Raw genomic sequence first — 19,591 nt, forward strand, 5'->3', positions numbered from 1 at the left:
GCATTGCCTCCATAATCTTTTGTAAATTACCTTGCAATCATTCCTCTAGGCTGCTGTATCCACCGGTTCATTCTGGTTTTTTCACAGCTTATTCTTTATAAAATAAAGTATGCTTGGATAAAAAATTTATTTTATAAAGTTTAACCACCTAAATAGTATGTTTTAGTAATTCCGTTAGGGAAATCTTAGCAGAAATTAGTTGCTTTGTCAACTGCGAATTCACGCTTTGCCTTTGAAAAAGACGGAAAAATAAAATTTTGTTGATTTCCGAAAATAATACTAACAACAGAAGAGTATCTTATGGTATCATATACATGCAGAAAATCATTCTCTGCTTCAGTATGCATGAAGCGGGGAAACCATAGGCGGGGAATATTCATGGACAAATTAGATAAAGAAATACTTAAAATATTAAGCCAAAATGGGAGAACTTCTTTTAAACAGATTTCTGAGGCTGTAGGACTCACCTCCCCTGCAGTCAAAACAAGAATAGAGAAAATGGAAAAAGATAATATTATCAAAGGCTATTCTGTCAATCTGGACAATAAAGCTGTGGGATTTATGGTGACAGCCTTTATCAGTGTGGCTGTGGAAACTGCAGCCAGAGATGAGTTCTATTCCTATGTACAGACCTGTCCCAATGTCATTGAGTGTCACGGGATTACAGGACATTATTTTGCTTTGCTGAAAGTACTCTTCAAGAGCACCATGGATCTGGATAACTTTCTGAACAAAATTCAGAAGTTCGGAGAAACCAGTACCAATATCGTTCTCTCAACTTACAAAGAACCGCACAATATAAATCTGATGGACGAGGAGATCTAAAAAAAGAGAAAGCCGTATTTTACTACAGCTTTCTCTTTTTTATCCTAACAGCAGCGTCTCTCTGTAATCGAATACCTCCTGTTTCCTCCAGAGCAGAAATTTCCGCTTTAAAAAAGGCTCTCCGTTTCTTTTGGCCTGGTCCTGATCTCCGATTTCATATGCTCCGTTCGTCACAACTATGATAAGCTTAGACCTGGCATAATACATTTTCAGATATCCCGCCAGTTTTTCCAGAGTCTTTTTTCTTTTCACAGGTTCAAATTCCTGGTAAAACCCAGGCATCATCAGACGGGGCATAGCCGCCACGGTGGATTCCACCTTTCCGTCTTCCTTCCACCAGAGTACATTCAGCCTGACATTGCGGAACACTTGTCCGTGGCCCTTGAGAGTTTTTACAAGCTCTATAACAGTCTCCTCTAATTCTTCCTTTTCCATTGCGCAATCCAGTACCAGCGCCATCTCCAGTATTTCCTTGGTAAAGTTACCCGGTACATGGAGTACACGCTCTACCTGCTGCAGCAATTTCTGACGTTGTACAATAGTAATTGCCATTCTCTCTTCCTTTCCTGTTGTCTAATGATATAAGAACAGACTAAAATAAGATATCTGTCTTCCGTTTCCCCAGTATATCATATCACAGGCCTCTGCCATTTTATCTGCCTGTACACAGTAGGCAGACAGGCAGGAGCTGATCTGTTCCGGATAGGCGCAGTCCTCCCCCTTTTCTCTTCTGCAGGGCCGGCACAGATCGCAGGGACCGGCCAGCATAGGCAGACCGGTAAGTCCCGCCTCCTTCAGCCTCCTGATAAAAGCTCTGGATCTCTTATTATGTTCCTTTTTCAAACCTGCCAGCTCTTCCTGGGAATTCATGTTTTCCACCTCACAGACCGTCTGAAATACCAGTGCATTTTCATATTCTCTGGCCCTGGCCTCCATCTGTGCCGGTGTACCACAGTCCGGAGGGCAGGAATAATTGTCCCCGTAATTGCCGCAGAGGTTCTCTTCACAGTAGCGCCGGAAATCGGCATTGAATACCAGCTGTTCCACTTTTATCACTTTAGCCTTTGTAAAGCCTGCCTCAGCAGCCATCTCTTCTATTAAATACGCTTCCATACTGACCTCCTTATGCTCTTTCCCACAGTTCCCTGCCATGCTCTTTCAGCCACCTCTGATATATTCTGTAGTCCGGCATGGCATCCTCCACAACCCGGTAAAACCCAGGGGAGTGATTCATCTCCTTCCGGTGGGCAAGTTCGTGTACCACCACATATTCCAGCACCTTCTCCGGAGCCAGAATCAGCCGCCAGTTAAAGTTCAGGCTGCCTTTTGCACTGCAGCTTCCCCAGCGTGTTTTCTGTTCCCGAATGGTAATCCGTGTACAGGTAACTCCCATGATTTTGGAGTAGACCCGCACCTTTTCCCCGATCTTTTTTCCCGCCTGCTCAATCAGTCGCTGCTTTTCCTCCGGGGAGTAGGGAGGGGCCGCCTCTTTCTTAAGCTCTCCCCTTCTTCCGGCAATTTTCTTTTGAATCCAGGGTTCTTTCGCAGCCACAAATTCTTCTATTATTTTCTTTGGACACCCTATGGGTGCCCTCACCAGCAGTTCTGCTTTTTCTGTAATCTGTATGCACAGCGTCTTTCTTGCGCTGTACAGGATGTCATAGTTCATATCCAGACCTTCTATCCTTTTGACCGTACTTGTCCGAAAATTTCTCTGCACAGATGCATGTATTCCTGATAAGCCTGGGTATCCTCCAACTCTGCCAGAATTTCCCCAATTGTCATATAATACCACCGGTGCATGCCGGGATCCGTGACATTAAACCTCTGCCATATTGCTTCGCCTTCTTTGTCGTAGCCCCTTTTGGTAGCCCTCATATTGGACAGCTTATCCGCAAGCACTATTTTTTTTAACTCAGCGGGTTCTCTCCTAATCTGGCTGATCATCTCCATTTTTCTGATTTTCCAGGAATCTTTTGCCGGGAGATGCCGTCTCTTATCTTCAGTCTCTTTCTTCACCAGCTTCAGCACCCTCGGCCCGAACCGCTGTTCCAGTTCAAGTTCCCCGCTGGGGGTATCCTCCAGGACATCGTGGAGTACCCCTGCCATAAGAATATCCGGATCCTCTGTCATCCCTCTTAAGATGGAAAGAACCTCCATAGGGTGCACAATATACGGAATCCCCGTCCCCTTACGGACCTGTCTTTTATGAGCCTCTGCGGCAAACTGCAGTGCCTGCTCAATGGACTCCTCTGTCTCATCCCTCTTTATTATATAATCAGGAAATACCGGCACCAGCCCGGCGCCTATCAGTCCATCCGCATATTTTTTCCACTGGTTAGGCGTACGGCTGTCTGTCTTCTCCTGCCATGGGAAATCATAATATCGGCAGACCGGCTGTTCCTTCCCGTCTCTCCCTGCAAAGCATGGACAATAGCTGCAGTAAACCGGATTCTCCAGCACTGCATTGGCAGCTCTGCAGTATAGTCTGCCCTCTCGGTCACAGGCCGCCCTATGGGGTATGCATCTGTAAACATACTCCTTATTATGTATTGCTTCTTCCTCTTTTGTCATGACAAAAGCCCCCCTTGTAATCCCTTCATCCATAATAGGAAACCGGGCTGCACACTCCTGCTTCACCCGCATATCTTCATTATATCAAAAACCTGCAGTTTTTATAGATACTCTTTTAAGATTTCCCAGATTCCTTCTTCATCATTGGATGCCGTCACGGTATCCGCCGCAGCCTTTAGCTCAGGGTTCCCGTTAGCCATAGCAACCCCAAGGCCGGCTGCCTCAAGCATTTCCCTGTCATTCTCACCATCTCCAAACGCAATCATATGCTCTTTTTTCAGACCCAGCCTGCCAAGAAGCTCCTCCAGAGTTCTGCCCTTTCCGGCACCAGCCGGTCCGAATTCCAGATACCGGTCCAGGGAGGAAGTTACGTAAAGGTTCGGAATCTGTTCTGCCCTGCTCCGCAGCTCCCTTTTCAGCTCCGGATCCGAAACTACCAAGTCCATTCCCTCTATCCTGTCAAGGTTCTCTCTTATAAATCCTTTTATATCTTTGACCGGCTTTCTGGTTTTCTGGACATAGGCTGCGCTTTCCGGGGATACCCGGTATGCTCCGGGGTTTTCCACGTAAGACTGGGGCGCATATGCCTGCCCTTCAATAAATACCTCAACCGGACACGGACAGGAGAATAAAAGCCCAGCCAATTCCTCCACGGTGCGGCGCTCCATATCACGCCCGTAGATGCGCATCTGATCCTTCAGGGAAAACAGACTGCTGCCGTTAGAGGTAATCACATACTCCATAATCCCCCATTTACTCACTGCCGACGGAAGTGCAGTAAATGCTCTTCCGGTGGCTGCTACTACATGAATACCCTGAGCTGAGGCCTTTTCCAGGATCTCTTTTGTTTTTGGCATCAGCTGCTTATGAGAATTCAGGAGCGTTCCGTCAATATCCATGGCTATCAGTTTTACCTGTCTTGTCTCTCCTTTTCTATTCATAAACTGTTAATCCTTTCAAGAAGATCTCTGTTGGCTTCCTCAAACAATAACTGCTTATTATACCTGTAATATCTCTCACACTCATATTCCTGAAGAAATTTCACACTGTAAACATTGGCATTGAGCTCTGTCATAAAGATCACCATCTCCTGGCTTTCTCCGAATGCCGCCTCCATAAAGTCAAATACATTCTCCAGTCTGTCCTCTGATTTCTTCTGGCAGGCTTCCAGCTTTTCCGTTTCCTCAAGAAACAATTCCTGAAGCCGCTCAATTGCTGTCTCCGCATCCTCTGCCTTCTCAGTGCAAAGAACTGACCGGTAAGCTTCCAGTGTATTGATTGTCCGAACCAATGTCGCCTTCTCTTCCCTCCCCAGAATCTCTGCCTTCTTCTTGTTTTCCAATTCCTGTTCTATCAGGGAGATCTCCTGTGTAAGAGCCTTCCCGGGAGCCGCTGCGGCTTCTTCCAGAACAATACTTTCCTCCAGATGCTTTTTTATTCTCTTCAGCTGCTGATAAAGCCGCTCTACGTAAGCCTCCATCTCCTGTTCTTTCCGGAAAGAAGTGCTAAGGCGCTCCAGCAACAGGCCGATCACGCTGAGACGCTCATCAAAAGATGCATGGGACAGTTTCTTCAGGAGCAGACCGTCAATCTTCCCCTGCAGCACCTGTTCCACCTGGTAATCCGCCTGATACATATAGTATAGTTCCAGATAATTAGCAAAGTCTTTGGCTATCCTTGGATGCTGAATGTATTGAATGACAACTTCCCGATCCACTTTTTTCTTCAGTGTCTCATAAACTGTTATCAGCCTGGATAAATCCTCCCAGCCTCTGGGCGTGGCAAAAATCTTTCCGTCCACAGTTGTCTCCATCTGATAAAAATTCCCGGGTTTTGTATTCAGATAGGAAATCACGGCCCCATGAATATTTTCTCTGTAAGCGTACTCCTTCCAGGCCTGGTACTCCGGCTCTACCTGAATTTTTTTTACCCGGTCCATAGTTACCACATCAAACTCCCTTACGGATTTGTTATACTCCGGTGGATTCCCCGCTGCTACTATCAGCCAGCCTCTGGGAATGGCGTGATTTCCAAAGGTTTTGCACTGGAGGAACTGGAGCATGGCAGGAGCCAGTGTTTCCGACACGCAGTTAATTTCATCGATGAAAAGAATCCCCTCTCTTTGCCCTGTCTCCTCTATCTTCTCGTAGACAGATGCCACAATCTCACTCATGGTATACTCTGTCACAGAATACAGCCTGCCGTCAAACTCCTTTTCGGAGATAAAAGGAAGGCCGATGGCACTTTGCCTGGTATGATGGGTAATGGTGTAAGAAACCAGTCCAATCCTGCACTCTTTCGCAATCTGCTCCATAATCTGCGTCTTTCCGATGCCCGGGGCTCCCAGGAGAAGCACAGGTCTCTGCCGGATTTCCGGGATAACATATTCCCCTTCCTCATCTTTCAGCAGATAAGCCTCTATAGAATTCTTAATTTCTTCTTTTGCCCTTTTGATATTCATGTATGTCTCCTTTTATTTCTCAGTCCCCTTCTAACCCTGCGTCCACCAAATCCTCCGGTTCCAGTATCAGTTTGATGGCCCAGGGAGGCACATCCACATCCTGATAGTCCTCCTTCAGAAAGACAAAGGCAGTTTCATACAGGGGCATGGCCGCAGGATAGGTACCATAACCGTCCGTAAAATAGATCAGACCTTTCAGCTTTTCAAACGCTCCTTGTTCCACCAGTGTATTCACATAGGCAAATGCCGGTCTAAAATCCGTTCCTCCCTGCCCGATTATCTGGAAATGGCTCATATATTCCTCCAGTTCTTCCCGGTTTGTGATCACCTTATCCTGCTGAATCCGGTCATCACACTGAATAATATGAATCTTTGCCTTCTGAAAGAAGCTCTCTGTCCCGCTGAGCACAGAGTAAGTCTCCTCCAAAAATTTCTTCACCAGTTCTCCCTTACAGGACATAGAGGTGTCGATTACAATCACAAAATCCTGTATTTTTTTAATCTCCTTTGTCTCCTGCGGCTCTATCAGAGGCATATTCCCGTAAAGGGAAATCCCGTAGTGGTAGAAAATGTAATCAAAGGTATCCATATCCACCCTGATTTCCTCCCGCATCACAGAGAATTTTCTGAGAAAATCTTTATAATCGTATCTCTGACGGTTTTCAGCCTGTACCTGCTCTGCCAGACTTTTAGATTCCTCCGATGCCTCCTTGGAGAACGTTTCCATCTCTGTCTGCATCCTGTCTCTGATGTCATCCCACCGCTGCTGCATCTGCTGCTGTCTGGGGTCCTTTTGGTTCTGCTTCCATTTGCTGTGGTCATCTGCGTAGAATTCAGCTTCCCAGTGGGAAAGGCGGATCATTCCATCCTCCCCGGGAAACATTTCCTCCAGCATTCTGTAGATTCCCTGAGCGGTCACTACCTTCAGCCGGCTCTGGCAGATCTGGTATACCTTCTTTCTCAGCATATCCTGTCTGCGCCGTATACTTTTCTGCAGAAACCCGTCAATGGCATATTCTGCAGCTATGTCACAGGCTAAATGCCATCTTCGGTCCTCCCGCTCCCTCCTTCCCCAGATGTGCCTAAACAGACAGTGAAGAATCATATGAAGATAAGCCCGGTTCACCCAGACTCTTCCCTCTTTATATCTTTCCAAAAGAATTCCGGGATGAAAATACAGGCATCTTCCGTCACAGCCCACCCCATCCACAGCCTCCTCAGGGGTGAAGGCAAGGGAGGACAGAGCCACATCCAGAAACCGCATCCCCAGATACAGCTCATTTCTGGCATTTCTGAGAATCTCTTTTCCAAGTTCCTGTTCCTTTAGTTGTCGTTTTTCCTGTTCCTGCAGCGCATTCATAGACTCTCCTTTATTCTTCTACTATAACACAAAACGCTTTCTCACGGAGGGATACATGGTATGGCTGAAATCTAAAAGAAAACTGCCGGCCTGAGCATCCCCCTCGGCTCCTGCCTTCTCTGTCAAAACACGCAGCACCTCTCTGCCGTTTTGACCCTCGGGAAGACAATTCCTAACCAGAAATTCCAGCTGATTCAGCTCTTTTTTCTCTATGAGAAAGCATCCTACGCCTTCGGCATTCTCTCTTAGATATTCTATATACCTTTCTCCTGCCTCCGGCGTCAGCCTTAAGGGATACAGAAGCCTTCCCATAGCCATTCGGGCCGCCAGCCGGGGATTCTCCTGGGCTTTTGCCAGATAAAACAGGGAATCATATTCTTCAAACTGAAACTCTTTTTCAAAAAAACAATTGCGGTAGTGAAGTCCCGTGCCGTGCACATGCGTTTCCAGTATTCGGGCTGGCGTATTCTCAACCCCCTCCTCGTAATATTCCGGAAACCACAGACAGGCATCCTCCTCCCCGTGATAGCAGACACACAGGACTTCCGTCAGCTCAGTCAGCAGTTCCTTCAGCCCTGCCGCATCCTGGCCGCACACAGTAAAGTCCAGGGTCCTCACCCGATGGCACCCGGTAAAGGCACCAGCTCCTATGTCCCTCGTCCTGCTGTAAAACTGAATCCTTTCCAGACTGCTGCAGTTGTAAAAAGTATAACGTCCGATTCTCTCCAGGGTTTCAGGCAGAGAGATTTCCCTCAGCCGCTCTCCGCAGAGTGCCTGCCGGGCGCTCAGAGGGTCCGCAGGCCCTGCGGCATCTATCTTTTCTTTTATTGTTCCATCCAAATGCTCAGAAAATGCATAAGGAGCAAGTTCCACAACAGGTTTTCCCTCTATCTCCCCGGGAATTCCCGCATATTGCCCAAAGGAAAAACAGCGTAAAACTTTTACGCCGTCTCCAGTGACCTCATATACGAATTCCCCGTTCCCTTTAATTTCCATCTGTCTCCACCAGGCTTCTTAATACTTTTACTACCCCATCATTTCTGCTAGTGTCCGCAATGTGTTTTGCTGCCTCTTTTACTTCTTCCCTGGCATTTCCGATGGCATAGCTTTCCTCCGCATTTGCCAGCATACCCAGATCGTTTCCATTGTCACCAAATGCCATGGTTTCCGAGCGGTCGATCAGAAGTGATTTCTGAATACTCTGGATCGCTTTCCCTTTGTCAGCACTGTAGTCTGCGAAGTCAATCCAGATCCGGCCGGCCAGCATGGTGCGGAAGGTGCCTTCCCACCGCGATTTCACGCCCTGACTTATTCCGTCCACGCCGTCTTTGCAGTAAATAGATACCTTAATAATGGGGATATCCTCTTTTAAAACATCCTCAACCACCTTTACCTGATTGTGATACCCATTTACCAGCAGATCATAAAGGCCTGTATCTGCCCGTTCGATATACATGGCGTCTTTTGCTGCAACAGCAACCTCGCACCCCTTCATCCTGCGGATCTCCTGCACCAGTTCTGCCACTTTATTTCTGTCCATCTTCACTTCCAGCATATCCACATCCCGGCACACAACATAGGCTCCGTTCTCCGCAATAAAAATCATATCATGAGCAACAGGATCAAAGAGTCTTCGAATACTGGCATACTGCCGCCCGCTGGCTGCCGCAAATATAATTCCTTTTTCTTTTAATTTTCTGACTAAATCAAATAATTCCGGATTCAATCTGTCTGTCCCCTCGTCCAGAAGTGTTCCGTCAATATCGGTGGCGACTAATTTTATCATAACGTTCTCCTCTGAATCTTGATAAAATACTATATATTAGTGTTTGTTATTTTGTCAATCCCTATTATATTTGATTTTACTTCTTATATCTACACTTTTTATTTTCTTATCATAATAATTTAAGAATTACTGTTCATTTCAAGCCCGGTAACACGCTTTAAAAAGTGTATATTGCAGAGAATATCATCCAGCCAAGACTCTGATTGCTTCTGACCGTTTTTAGGTGTATGATGTGCATAAGGGAGAAAAAGTACGGTGAACGCCGTACCCCGCCTTAAAAAGGAAGACAGGGAGGGCTCCTCAGTATGATGTAGAATTGGGAGGATAAGCTATGACGAAAGTAAGAATTAAACCTGGAATCTGTAATTTTGTAACCACTGTAATCGCCGAGCGTTCTGACGAAGAAGAAACTGAGGTAACCGTAAAGGTAAAAAGCGGCTGCCCAAGTGTCAAGAAAATGATGGAGGTGCTGGGTGATACTTTTGACGCCTATGAGGTCTGCCTTGTGAAACCGGGGGAGGGTCCCTTCTTTGAGTATGCAAAAACCAATTTCCCGGTGCACGCAGGATGTCCTATTCTGGCCGGAATCACGAAATGCATCGAGGCGGAACAGCAGCTGGCATTAAAGAAGGATGCTTCCATAGAATTTATAGAAGAATAAGCCGCTTCTCTGGCTTCGGAATCTCAAAAGAAAGTAACATAACAGCGCGGGCATCGGGAAATTTCCCGACGCCCGCGCTGTTATATTTCCTTTCCCTGCTGATTAAAAAATGGTATATCCCCCATCCACTGCAAGCCCCGTGCCATAGATAAAGGAAGATTCGTCACTGGCCAGAAAGAGAATTGCTTTTGCCACTTCCTCCGGCTGTCCCGGACGACCTGCAGGATCCATTTTAATTTTCATGGATACCGGATGCTGAGGCATCTGAAGAATCCGGGCGATCATCTGCGTATCAATGGGCCCTGGAAGCACTGCGTTAATGCGGACCCCTCTGGGGCCATGATCCATTGCCATCTGTCTGGTCAGTCCAAGAAGCCCGTGCTTTGCTGTGGTATAAGCAAGGCCTCCCCTTCCCGCTGCAGTGGATGCCATGGAAGCAACATTCACAATATTTCCCCCTCCCTGCTTTTCCATAATAGGAATTACCCTTTTGCACAGGGAGAAGGGCGCTGTAAGATTAACCGCCAGAACCTTATTCCACTCTTCATAAGTAATATCATCCATGTTCGCCAGACTTCCGCCCACACCGGCATTATTCACCAGAATGTCAATCCGGCCATAAGTCTCCAGGCATGCCTTCACCAGTCCGTCAAGTTCCTCCTCGGAGGCCACATTTGTTTTCTGATAAAAGGCTTCACGGCCTGCCGCCTTAATCTCTTCCACACAGGAGTTCCCGGCCTCTTCGCTGGTTCCCACTACGACTACCTTTGCGCCTTCTTCCGCAAACAGCCTGGCTGCTGCTCTTCCGATTCCCTTGGTTGATCCTGTGATTACTGCTACCTTTCCCTCTAATCTCATATCATAAAACCTCCTCTTTTTATTTCAGCCACCAGTCCCAGCGGATGTAGGAATACGGCAGGAATTCCATAGGATTTATCTGTCCCAGATTTTCACCGGATTCCAGCACATTGTCTCCCACCGTATAGATTCCTCCGAGCATCTTAACCACCTCAAGCTCAGCCCACGGGTCGTGCGGGGAGTCTGTAAGCGCCATCTGACATACTGCCATGTCTTTTTCCTTATTATTATAGACCAGTCTCTGCCGTACAAGGGTTGGAGGAAGGTCAAAACCGCTGCCGTCCACCGCCTTGGAATACTTAATGTTATACATAGGAACACCGTCACCAATCTGGGCGTCCACCACGTCTCTTCCTTCCTCCGCATTCATTTTTCCGGCAATCTCTGCATCAATGCGAAAGAACTCAATGCCGTTTCTGGCAATGCTGCCGGTCAGCTTTTTTCCGTCACAGTTCATCCGGATATCCGCAGGTTTTTTTGGCAGTCCGCAGATCTCCCGTCCCATAGCCATGGCCATGCCGTCGGTTATAGGCATATCCAGACAGTAGTTTCCCAGCACCCCGTCTTTTTCCGCCAGTACAAAAATACCCGCCTCCTTATAGGGAGGGCAGAAACTAGTTCTGGGATAGTCTGCAATAAAAGCGTTTACCAGAGGCACCGGCCCTGGTTTCAGACATTTCGGCAGAATCTTTTCAATAATCTCCGGTTTTGTCTCCCAATATACGGTCAGCATCCGGGCATCAAAAAATATGGTTTTCCCTCCGGCTGTCTGCTGTAACTGTTCCATTGTTTTAATAAAGCTACCCATACAATTACCTCCTTTAATCACCTGATTATCTCAAATCACTGGCTGCCTCATAGCCCGCCTGCACGGCCTGGGCGATCCGCCCAACCTTTGACGCATCTCCCAGGATACATACCCGCTCAAAGTTCTCTCTGAGTACTCTGCTGAACGTAGGATCATTTTTTACTCCCAGAGAAAGTACGATCTGATCCGCCGGGATTTCTACAGCGGTATGATCCTTCATATTCTCTGCCTTTACACCTGCCTTGGTCACTTCGCAGAGTTTGCAGGAAGGGATCAGTGTCACCCCGTATTTTTTCAGTCTGGTAACAATATCAATAAGGTTAGGTGTGTACATACCGGGCCCGATATTAGGAAGCATCTCTATGACTGTCACTTTATTTTTCTGCTCTGCCAGGAACTCTGCTGTTTCCAGCCCTGTCATACCGCTTCCCACCATGACCACATTTTTTTCTTTTACTGTTACCCTCTTTCTCAGAATATCCGTTACTGTACATACATTCTCTCCCTGAATTCCCGGAAGCGGAGGTATAATATTCGTCCCCCCAACTGCGGAAAATACGGCATAAGGCTCCATGGCCTTAATCTCCTCCAGATCCGGCTCCCGCTCCAGGTGAATCTCTGCACCCAGGGTTCTGATCTCATGCTCCAGATATTCCAAGTACCAGGTGATTTTTTCCTTTAACGGGGGAACCGCCGCAAGCCTTGCGCTTCCTCCCAATACCGGCTGTTTTTCAAAGAGCACGGGTATAAATCCCCGTATAGCCAGAACTCTGGCTGCTTCCATACCAGCCGGTCCTCCTCCCAGTATAACGACACGTCTGCCTGCTCCGTCCTTTGACAGCCCGGTCAGCTCAGTCTCACGACCACACCTGGCATTTACAGCGCACTTTATGATTTTTCCGTTCAACACATCCTCAATACAGTACAGGCAGGAAATACAAGGGCGAATCTCTTCCTCCTTACCCGCCCTGGCTTTATTTCCCCACTGAGGATCCGCCAGCTGTGCTCTTCCCAATGCCACAAAATCCTGAATACCTTCCTCCAGAAGCTGTTCTGCAAAATCAGGTTTTCTGATCACGTCACAGGCAATCACAGGTATATGTACGGCCTTTTTCACCGCTGCCGCCAGATGCTTTTTCCATCCCTGAGGATAAGAAGTAGGCTCAATAATGGTATTCACTGTTTCATAAGTCCCTGCACTCACATTAATGACATCAACCCCCAGCTGTTCCAGAGCTGCCGCTGTCTTTACCGCATCTTCAAGTCCAAATCCCCCCGGCACGAATTCATCTCCGTCGATTCTTACAGACACCGGAAACTTTTTTCCGCAGGAGGCTTTAATCCCCCCCACGATCTCTGCCAGAAAGCGGAACCGGTTTTCAAAGCTTCCTCCATATTTATCTGTACGAATATTGCTTTGAGGGCTTAAAAAGGATCCTACCAGATATCCATGAGCCGCATGAATCTCCACCCCGTCCATGCCGGCTGCCTTAGCGATATTTGCCCCTATGATGAATTTTTTTACCATTCCTTCCACTTCTTCTGTGGTCATCTCTCTTGGCATCTCTCCGATGGCGCTGCTCATGATCGGGCTTGGACCTGCAATCTGCCTTCCGTCTATAAATTTGGAGCGGTTTTCTCTTCCGGGGTGATGCAGCTGAAGAAAAATCCTGGTGTCATATCTGTGAATCCGCCTTGCCAAACGCTCCAGCCCGGGAATATAGCGGATATGGTTTGCACACAGCTGACAGGGAGTGCCGATCCCAGTTTCATCATCCACTCTGGTAATCTCTGTGATGATCAGACCGCAGCCGCCCTCCGCCCGTTCTTCATAGTAACGGATAATCTCCTCATTAACCTCACCATTGCATCCAGGAAGATTGGTGCCCATTGCCGGCATCACAATCCTGTTCTTTGTCTCCAGGCATCCAATCTGTCCCCTCTCAAATAATCTCTGATACTTCATTGCCGCTCCCATCCTTTCTGACGATATTCTCTCTTTCCCCTCATTGCCTTATCAATTTCTCTGTGTTATAGTTGAATTATAGTCAATAGAGGAACAAATTCCTATGTTAACCAGTGCCAAAAATGCCTATTCCAATGGTGCACTGTGCATAATTATTATGAGGAGACTGCCTATGGAACTCTCACAGATTCCCTCCCGGGACCATATCTATGCCAGACTGTTTGAAGCCTACGTAAATGGCGAAAGCCTCCAGGCCTTAATCCAGCTGACCGCGGATTTGCTGCTAAATCCTATTATAGTCATTAATGTCAGCTACCAGATTATCGGGCACTCCAATATCCTGGAGATTGCAGATCCTTTCTGGCTGGATCATATTAAAAACGGATTCTGTCCCTATGAATTCATCGTAAAAGTAAATACGCTTCCCTGTGTAAAAGAAGGAAAGCGCAAAGAAAACACCTATGAGGTATGGTGCGAGGAAAGCCAGAACAAAAAGCTTGTGTCTAAATTGAAAAACAAAGATATTCCCATCGGAAATGTTATTATGATGGGATGTAAAAGAGACATCCGCACAGAGGATTATACCATTCTGGAAAAGGTTGCCGCCCTATACAGCATGAAGCTGACGGAGCATCAGAAGCCCACCCATCAGCGCCCCCAGTCTGTATACTACGAAAACCTGCTCCTGGACTTGATTGAAAGAAAGCATCTGTCCGGAGAAGAGATTCTTTCCTATTTGGAACTGGGGAAGCTTACCTTTCCCTCCCGGATGTACGTCCTGTCCATGAATCCGGGAAATTTTAACAGCAGTGACTGTTCTCTGGATGATATCCGGGATAACTGCAGTTACCTGTTTCACCGTTTTCCCGCAGTCTATTACCGTGAACATTTTATTGCCGTCTGCGACGGAGATAAATTAGAGGAACAGCTCAGCAAAATTCAGGAATTTCTATGCACAAACCACATTTATGTGGGCATCAGCCGGTGCTTTCGGCGGATAGAGGATTTCTATAAATACTACCAGCAGTCTCTCAAAGCCATCACTCTGGGCCGCTGCGCATGTCCGGGCGAATATATCATTTACTATTCCAGGGTACAGTACTACGAATTCCTGGAAATGGCAGATTATCCCCTGGACAGTGACAGTCTGTGCCACCCTTATCTTCTCACACTGAGGGAGTATGATAATGCCCACAATAATAACTTATTTGATACACTTTACCAATATATTATTAATGACGGAAATATACAGAAAACAGCTGCAGATTTGTTTATACACAGGAATACCGTGCGGTACCGGATGGATAAGATACAAGAACTGGTGCCCATTGATTTTTCCAATATTGCGGAGATATCGAATGTGTTTATCTCTTATCGGATCATGAATTATTTGAGGGAGAAAGAAAGGCATAAATGATGGTTTATATGCCTAAAGTTCGGAGGTATAGAGTCGGCAAGCAGAGCGTCGCTGACGGACGGTCAAGGGAGGGGGTCTTGGAGCCGGGGAACGGAAGGGGCAATACGGGATCTGCTTGCTACTGCGTTTCTCCTCAGCTAACTGCTTAGCCGTTCACTAAGAAGCTCAGGAGAGCCTTCGCTCCTAAGTGACCGCTGGCAGTGGATCTTCGGACGCACTCCGTAGTCTGCGCAGCTCCACGTATTGCCCCTTCCGTTCCCCGGCTCCAAGACCCCCTCCCTTGACCTGCTTTACCCTCACTTCAGGCATATGGAAAACGGGCGGGGAAGGTCGAGAGTTGTACATTTTTCACCTTGTTCATCAATATTGGTAATTTGATGTTTGGATAAACAACCAAACCAGCTGCAATTATTAATTCCACTCTGTCTGGCAATATTATATCAATATTCTATGTGAAATATATCATTCCCCTTCTGATAAGTCTACACCCTGGAACTTTCCTATACTCAGGTGAGAGAAATCCCGCGGCAGCGGGCTGGGTTGGGAGGGAGGCTTAAGTTCCGCGGACGATTCCGCAGGAGTGACTAGAGAGTCTTAGGCAAAAACGGGATTCCCGCAGGAGATTTTTTCGGCAGTCAGGGCCGAAAAAAAGTGAGCATGGGCAGAGAATGCACATCAAGCATTCTTTGCACATACGAACGGTGCTCCGGCGGGGATTCCGGTTTTGTCTTAGACTCTCTTCGCGACGGAGGTGTCCCCGGAACTTAAGCCTCCCTCCTGTCCGAGCCAGCCAGTTCGCTGCCGCGGGATTCCGCTCACCGTCCCCCTGCCGCACAACACCTGCCGTCCTGAAGCATCTTGAGCCGAAGTCCACGTAGCTATATCCTTCTATATCCTTAAATCCCAATTAGTAACAACTGCCCCATCTAATAAATATATCTATATCTCTCCACGGCCCTCCCCATTTCAATCACGTTTTCAAGCGAACACCACGCCGGTATGCTGTTAGAGTCTGATATAATATATCCTCCCCCAGGTCCCAGCAAATCCATACAGTTTTTAACTTCCCGATCTACCTCTTCTAAAGGAGCATCTTTCAGAATGTAATTAATATCCACATTCCCTACCATACAGAGCTTTTCCCCATATGTCTCCTTCAGCCATCTGGTATCCATAGAGCCCTTTTCTATGGGATGTATTCCGTAAGCTCCGATATCCACAATATCATCCAGCAGCAGCTGATAATTTCCATCGCTGTGATAAATCCACGGTTTGCTTATGGTGGATGCAGCCTTTTTCATATTATCCTTGAAAAACTCCCTGAACATATCCGGGGATATCAGAAGACTTGAGGTAAATGCCACATCGTCGAAGGCCCAGAAGAAATCAAAGTCCAATTCACTGAGGTTTTTGTTCATTCTGCGGCTCCAGTCTGTAAACATTTCGATGGTTCTGGGCAGCGTCTCGTCTTCATCTGCATAGAATGCGGCAATATTCTCCATTCCCATGCTCAGGAGGGCGGGAGAAACTCCCAGGCGGATTCTGGCGCCCATGGCGAGGTCACCTTTATAACGCTTTATCATCTCATCAATAGATTTCAGAAGCCTTTCATCGTCCGGATCTGGCATTCGGATCTGTCTTAGAGCACTCGCCCCGTCTATCAGTCCCTGACTGACACAGGCATCACCGTTTTTCACCACCCAATTCACAAACATAGGGGGCAAAACCTGTATCTGAACGGCATCCAGTCCAATCTTTTCCGCCGCCTCAGGTATTACTGTCAATGCCGGCACTACCTCTGCAGTTTCTTCCAGTCCCCCGAGCCATCCTGCATTATTTAGGCCATTGTAGGTAGGATCCTCAATTTTGTGTCCGACGATTTGTTCCTGAACATTTATCATAACAGTGTTTAAGATAAATGGTACTTTATCCGGTTTGCCCCCTTTAAGAGCAGTCACAATACGTTCCGCATTTTGCATATGCATTCCTCCCATCAAAACAGTAGCTTCGGTAAAAACATTGATACCGGTTCACAAAATACTGTAATTAAAAGTGCAATTACCAGCGCCGCAAAAAACGGCCACAATTTTTTGCTGAATTCCCCGATAGAACAGCCGCTGATTCCGCATCCGATATACATGCACATTCCAACAGGGGGCGTAATCAGGCCAATACAGAGATTTAATATCATAAACACACCGAAATGTACCGGGCTGATTCCCAAAGTCGTCATTAGCGGCAGCAAAACTGGTGTCATTAAGAGCACTATTGCAGTTGTTTCCATAAAACATCCCAGCACTAATAGTATTAGGTTCACCAGCAGCAGAATAATAACCTTATTGTCAGTGACAGAGAGCAGTGCCTCACTGAGGATAGTTGGTATCCGTTCTTTTGTCATCAGCCAACCTAGCACCCCAGCTGCAGCAATTATAATTGTAACCTGAGCGGTTTGTCTGAACACCTGTCGGCAGATTGGGAGAACATCTTTTAATTTCAGCTCTTTGTAGACAAATTTACCTACCAAAAATGCATATAATGAGGCGATTACTGCTGCTTCTGTAGGGGTAAATATACCAGTCAGCATACCGCCTACAATCAGAATCGGCATTAACAGGGCCCAGAGAGCATCTAAAAACGCTTTGCCCCTTTCTTTCCAGGAGGCCTTTGGATCTTTCGGCCACTTCTCTTTTTTAGCAATAATCCCAGTTATCAGCATCAGCATGACTCCCATGACAATGCCCGGGAAAAAGCCGGCAATCAGAAGCTGGCCCACGGATACGCTGGCTGTAACCCCATAGATAACCATCTGTATGCTGGGCGGAATAATAGGTCCGATGGTAGCTCCTGCTGCCAGTATCACTGTGCTGGTGGCTACAGGATATTTTTTTTCCTTCATTCGCGGCAAAAGAACGGTTCCAAGCATAGAGGCATCTGCATAGGCAGAACCTGAAATCCCCGCGAACAGCATACTTGCCAGTATCATGACCTGGGCAAGTCCCCCCTTAATATGACCTACTAAGGTAGATGCAAATTTTATGATCCGGTTGCTGATGCCCCCATGGTTCATAAATTGCCCAGCCAGTATAAAAAAAGGAATGGCCAGCTGTGAAAAAGAATCTACGCCATACTGCATACGCTGGGCCACTATTTGAATAGGCATTTCCGTCTGCAGTCCAAACACTACAGCTGAGGATAATACCATGGCTATGGCTATAGGTGCCCCAAGCAGCATCAGGCCAAAAAATAAAATAATAAGAAGTGCCATACTCAATCCTCCCCTCCTCTGCTGAATGCACACTTAACATCCTGAACAATATTCCACAGGGAAAAGAGAATAATTAGCAATGCTCCGAGCAATACGCTAAAACCTATGTAGTTCATGGGTATGTGCATAGCAGTAGAAAAGGATCCTTCTGCCACATCCATAGAGGCCTTCGCTGAAATCGCAAGAAAAACAGAAAATCCCAGTATTATCACATCGAGAATAAGCTGTAGGATTTTTCTTATTCTTATTGGCAGATTGTTGAAAATAATCTCAACGTATAAGTGTCCCCGTTCATAGATTAATAGTGCAGCGCCCAGAAATGTTATGTATACAAACAGATATCTTGCGAATTCCTCCGTCCATGTCAGCGGGGAGTTAAATATATATCTCATAATCACCTGAAGCAGGACAACAACCGTCATCAGCAAAATCATTAAACCGCCTATCCATTCAAGTCCCTGTGACATTTTCTGAATGATTTTTTTCATAAGTCAGCTCCTTTCGAAGGTTCCTGCAGTATTTACTTGTACGACATTACCTTGTCATATAGGCCGTCTCCCCATTCATTCACCATGTCAGGAAGCATTGGTTCCACTGCATCACGGAATGGCTTTAAGTCAGGCTCATATACTTTAACCCCTTCCTCTTTCATCATCTTCAAATATTCCTCTTCTTTTTCATGCAGCAGATCATTCTGATAGTTTCCTGCCTCTACGGATGCTTCTTCCAATATTTTTTTCTGTTCATCGGACAGAGTATTGAATTTATTATCGTTAATCAGTACAGTCATTACGGAATACACATGATTTGTCATAACCAGATTCTTACACACTTCATAAAATTTATTATCATAAATCCAATCCAAGGGGCACTCCATACCGTCAACAACACCTTGCTGCAGTGAGGAATAGGTCTCGTTAAAGGCAATGATTGTAGGCTTTGCACCAAGCAGTTCATACCCTTTCAAATAGGAATCTATTTCCGGCAATCGGATTTTTACTCCTGCAAAATCCGGCAGATCTTCCACGTCCTTAGAGAAAATGCTCTGTCTTGTACCCCGTTCCCAATTCTGAGTAAGGACACGCACTCCTGTCTTATCCAGGAACTTATCCGCGATTTCCTGCCCTAGTTCCCCTTCCGCCACTTTTTTTAAATGTTCTTCGCTCTCAAACATATACATTGCATCGAAAATATAATATTCGGGAAGATAGAGTGCCGAAATTCCAGCGGCAGGAATCCCCATATCAATAGTGCCTCCCACGATACCCTCCAGAATATCTCTGTCCGCGCCCAATTGACTGGCAGGATAATTCGTGATCTTTATGGAACCCCCGGATCTTTCCTCTACAAGTTCTATAAAGTGCTCCACTGCAAGATTCGAGGGAGATTCTAAAGCCCCAATATGAGCAATAGAAAGTTCTACTGTATTCTCTCCGGATGACGCCTTGTCTGACGCCTGAGCTGTGTCTTCTTTTTTCGCTGTATCTGCATCTGATTTAGAGTTTCCAAAGCATCCCGTCAAAAGCCCGCAGGTTAACGCTGTCATACAAATTACCGCAGTAATTCTAAAAAACTTCTCATTGTTTTTCATATAATCCCTCTCCTTTTCA

19 protein-coding genes are annotated in these 19,591 nt (G+C 46.6%); 3 read left to right on the forward strand and 16 right to left on the reverse strand.

Going from position 1 to position 19,591, the window contains the following annotated elements; translation table 11 throughout:
- The first annotated feature begins 378 nt into the window (after window positions 1–378).
- Window positions 379–825: an Lrp/AsnC family transcriptional regulator gene (locus BUA56_RS10225; protein WP_072851307.1), complete on the forward strand. Its 447-nt coding sequence runs from the start codon at window positions 379–381 to the stop codon at window positions 823–825.
- A gap of 39 nt (window positions 826–864) precedes the next feature.
- Here the strand turns inward: BUA56_RS10225 and BUA56_RS10230 are convergent, their stop codons facing one another.
- Genes BUA56_RS10230 through BUA56_RS10270 form a run of 9 tightly spaced genes read right to left on the reverse strand, consistent with a single transcriptional unit; the run spans window position 865 to window position 9,006 of the window.
- Window positions 865–1,377, reverse strand: a complete 513-nt coding sequence (locus BUA56_RS10230; RefSeq protein WP_072851308.1) for a hypothetical protein — start codon at window positions 1,375–1,377, stop codon at window positions 865–867.
- 21 nt (window positions 1,378–1,398) lie between these two features.
- A complete protein-coding gene (locus tag BUA56_RS10235) occupies window positions 1,399–1,938 on the reverse strand; it encodes a DUF2284 domain-containing protein (RefSeq protein WP_072851309.1) in 540 nt (179 codons plus the stop codon).
- A gap of 10 nt (window positions 1,939–1,948) precedes the next feature.
- On the reverse strand, window positions 1,949–2,494 hold the full coding sequence (locus tag BUA56_RS10240) for a M48 family metallopeptidase (protein ID WP_072851310.1): 546 nt from the start codon (window positions 2,492–2,494) through the stop codon (window positions 1,949–1,951).
- A gap of 11 nt (window positions 2,495–2,505) precedes the next feature.
- Window positions 2,506–3,471 (reverse strand): HD domain-containing protein, encoded by a 966-nt coding sequence (locus tag BUA56_RS22605; protein ID WP_242946756.1) that lies wholly within the window; start codon window positions 3,469–3,471, stop codon window positions 2,506–2,508.
- A gap of 29 nt (window positions 3,472–3,500) precedes the next feature.
- Window positions 3,501–4,340 (reverse strand): Cof-type HAD-IIB family hydrolase, encoded by an 840-nt coding sequence (locus BUA56_RS10250; RefSeq protein ID WP_072851311.1) that lies wholly within the window; start codon window positions 4,338–4,340, stop codon window positions 3,501–3,503.
- Window positions 4,337–5,860: an AAA family ATPase gene (locus tag BUA56_RS10255; protein ID WP_072851312.1), complete on the reverse strand. Its 1,524-nt coding sequence runs from the start codon at window positions 5,858–5,860 to the stop codon at window positions 4,337–4,339. The genes BUA56_RS10250 and BUA56_RS10255 overlap by 4 nt, the downstream gene beginning before the upstream one ends.
- A gap of 19 nt (window positions 5,861–5,879) precedes the next feature.
- Window positions 5,880–7,220, reverse strand: a complete 1,341-nt coding sequence (locus tag BUA56_RS10260; RefSeq protein WP_072851313.1) for a vWA domain-containing protein — start codon at window positions 7,218–7,220, stop codon at window positions 5,880–5,882.
- A gap of 21 nt (window positions 7,221–7,241) precedes the next feature.
- Window positions 7,242–8,216 carry a leucine-rich repeat protein gene (locus tag BUA56_RS10265; protein ID WP_072851314.1) on the reverse strand — a complete coding sequence of 325 codons (975 nt, stop codon included), beginning with the start codon at window positions 8,214–8,216 and terminating at the stop codon, window positions 7,242–7,244.
- Window positions 8,206–9,006 (reverse strand): HAD family hydrolase, encoded by an 801-nt coding sequence (locus BUA56_RS10270; protein ID WP_072851315.1) that lies wholly within the window; start codon window positions 9,004–9,006, stop codon window positions 8,206–8,208. The genes BUA56_RS10265 and BUA56_RS10270 overlap by 11 nt, the downstream gene beginning before the upstream one ends.
- A 331-nt stretch (window positions 9,007–9,337) precedes the next feature.
- Between BUA56_RS10270 and BUA56_RS10275 the strand changes: the two genes are divergently transcribed.
- Window positions 9,338–9,667 carry a DUF6951 family protein gene (locus BUA56_RS10275; RefSeq protein ID WP_072851316.1) on the forward strand — a complete coding sequence of 110 codons (330 nt, stop codon included), beginning with the start codon at window positions 9,338–9,340 and terminating at the stop codon, window positions 9,665–9,667.
- 102 nt (window positions 9,668–9,769) lie between these two features.
- On the opposite strand, the gene BUA56_RS10280 is transcribed toward BUA56_RS10275, so the two are convergent.
- From BUA56_RS10280 to BUA56_RS10290, 3 genes are read right to left on the reverse strand one after another with little or no spacing between them, the layout of a single operon-like run.
- Window positions 9,770–10,525: an SDR family NAD(P)-dependent oxidoreductase gene (locus tag BUA56_RS10280; protein WP_072851317.1), complete on the reverse strand. Its 756-nt coding sequence runs from the start codon at window positions 10,523–10,525 to the stop codon at window positions 9,770–9,772.
- A gap of 19 nt (window positions 10,526–10,544) precedes the next feature.
- A complete protein-coding gene (locus BUA56_RS10285; RefSeq protein ID WP_084067824.1) occupies window positions 10,545–11,333 on the reverse strand; it encodes an acetoacetate decarboxylase family protein in 789 nt (262 codons plus the stop codon).
- Between the two features lie 25 nt (window positions 11,334–11,358).
- Complete coding sequence (locus tag BUA56_RS10290) at window positions 11,359–13,299, reverse strand: oxidoreductase (RefSeq protein ID WP_072851486.1); 1,941 nt, start codon at window positions 13,297–13,299, stop codon at window positions 11,359–11,361.
- Between the two features lie 172 nt (window positions 13,300–13,471).
- Here BUA56_RS10290 and BUA56_RS10295 point away from each other — a divergent pair, with 172 nt between their 5' ends.
- Window positions 13,472–14,716, forward strand: coding sequence for a PucR family transcriptional regulator (locus BUA56_RS10295; RefSeq protein WP_158640997.1), 1,245 nt, complete (start codon window positions 13,472–13,474; stop codon window positions 14,714–14,716).
- Window positions 14,717–15,642: 926 nt separating this feature from the next.
- Here the strand turns inward: BUA56_RS10295 and BUA56_RS10300 are convergent.
- The 4 genes from BUA56_RS10300 to BUA56_RS10315 are packed head-to-tail and all read right to left on the reverse strand — an operon-like array spanning window position 15,643 to window position 19,572.
- A complete protein-coding gene (locus tag BUA56_RS10300) occupies window positions 15,643–16,695 on the reverse strand; it encodes a uroporphyrinogen decarboxylase family protein (RefSeq protein WP_072851319.1) in 1,053 nt (350 codons plus the stop codon).
- Window positions 16,696–16,709: 14 nt separating this feature from the next.
- Complete coding sequence (locus BUA56_RS10305) at window positions 16,710–17,981, reverse strand: TRAP transporter large permease (RefSeq protein WP_072851320.1); 1,272 nt, start codon at window positions 17,979–17,981, stop codon at window positions 16,710–16,712.
- A 2-nt stretch (window positions 17,982–17,983) separates the two neighbouring features.
- Window positions 17,984–18,469, reverse strand: coding sequence for a TRAP transporter small permease (locus BUA56_RS10310; RefSeq protein WP_072851322.1), 486 nt, complete (start codon window positions 18,467–18,469; stop codon window positions 17,984–17,986).
- 32 nt (window positions 18,470–18,501) lie between these two features.
- A complete protein-coding gene (locus tag BUA56_RS10315) occupies window positions 18,502–19,572 on the reverse strand; it encodes a TRAP transporter substrate-binding protein (RefSeq protein WP_072851324.1) in 1,071 nt (356 codons plus the stop codon).
- Between the last annotated feature and the right edge of the window lie 19 nt (window positions 19,573–19,591).

The sequence above is a fragment of the Lactonifactor longoviformis DSM 17459 genome (genome assembly GCF_900129135.1).
GTDB lineage: Bacteria > Bacillota > Clostridia > Lachnospirales > Lachnospiraceae > Lactonifactor > Lactonifactor longoviformis.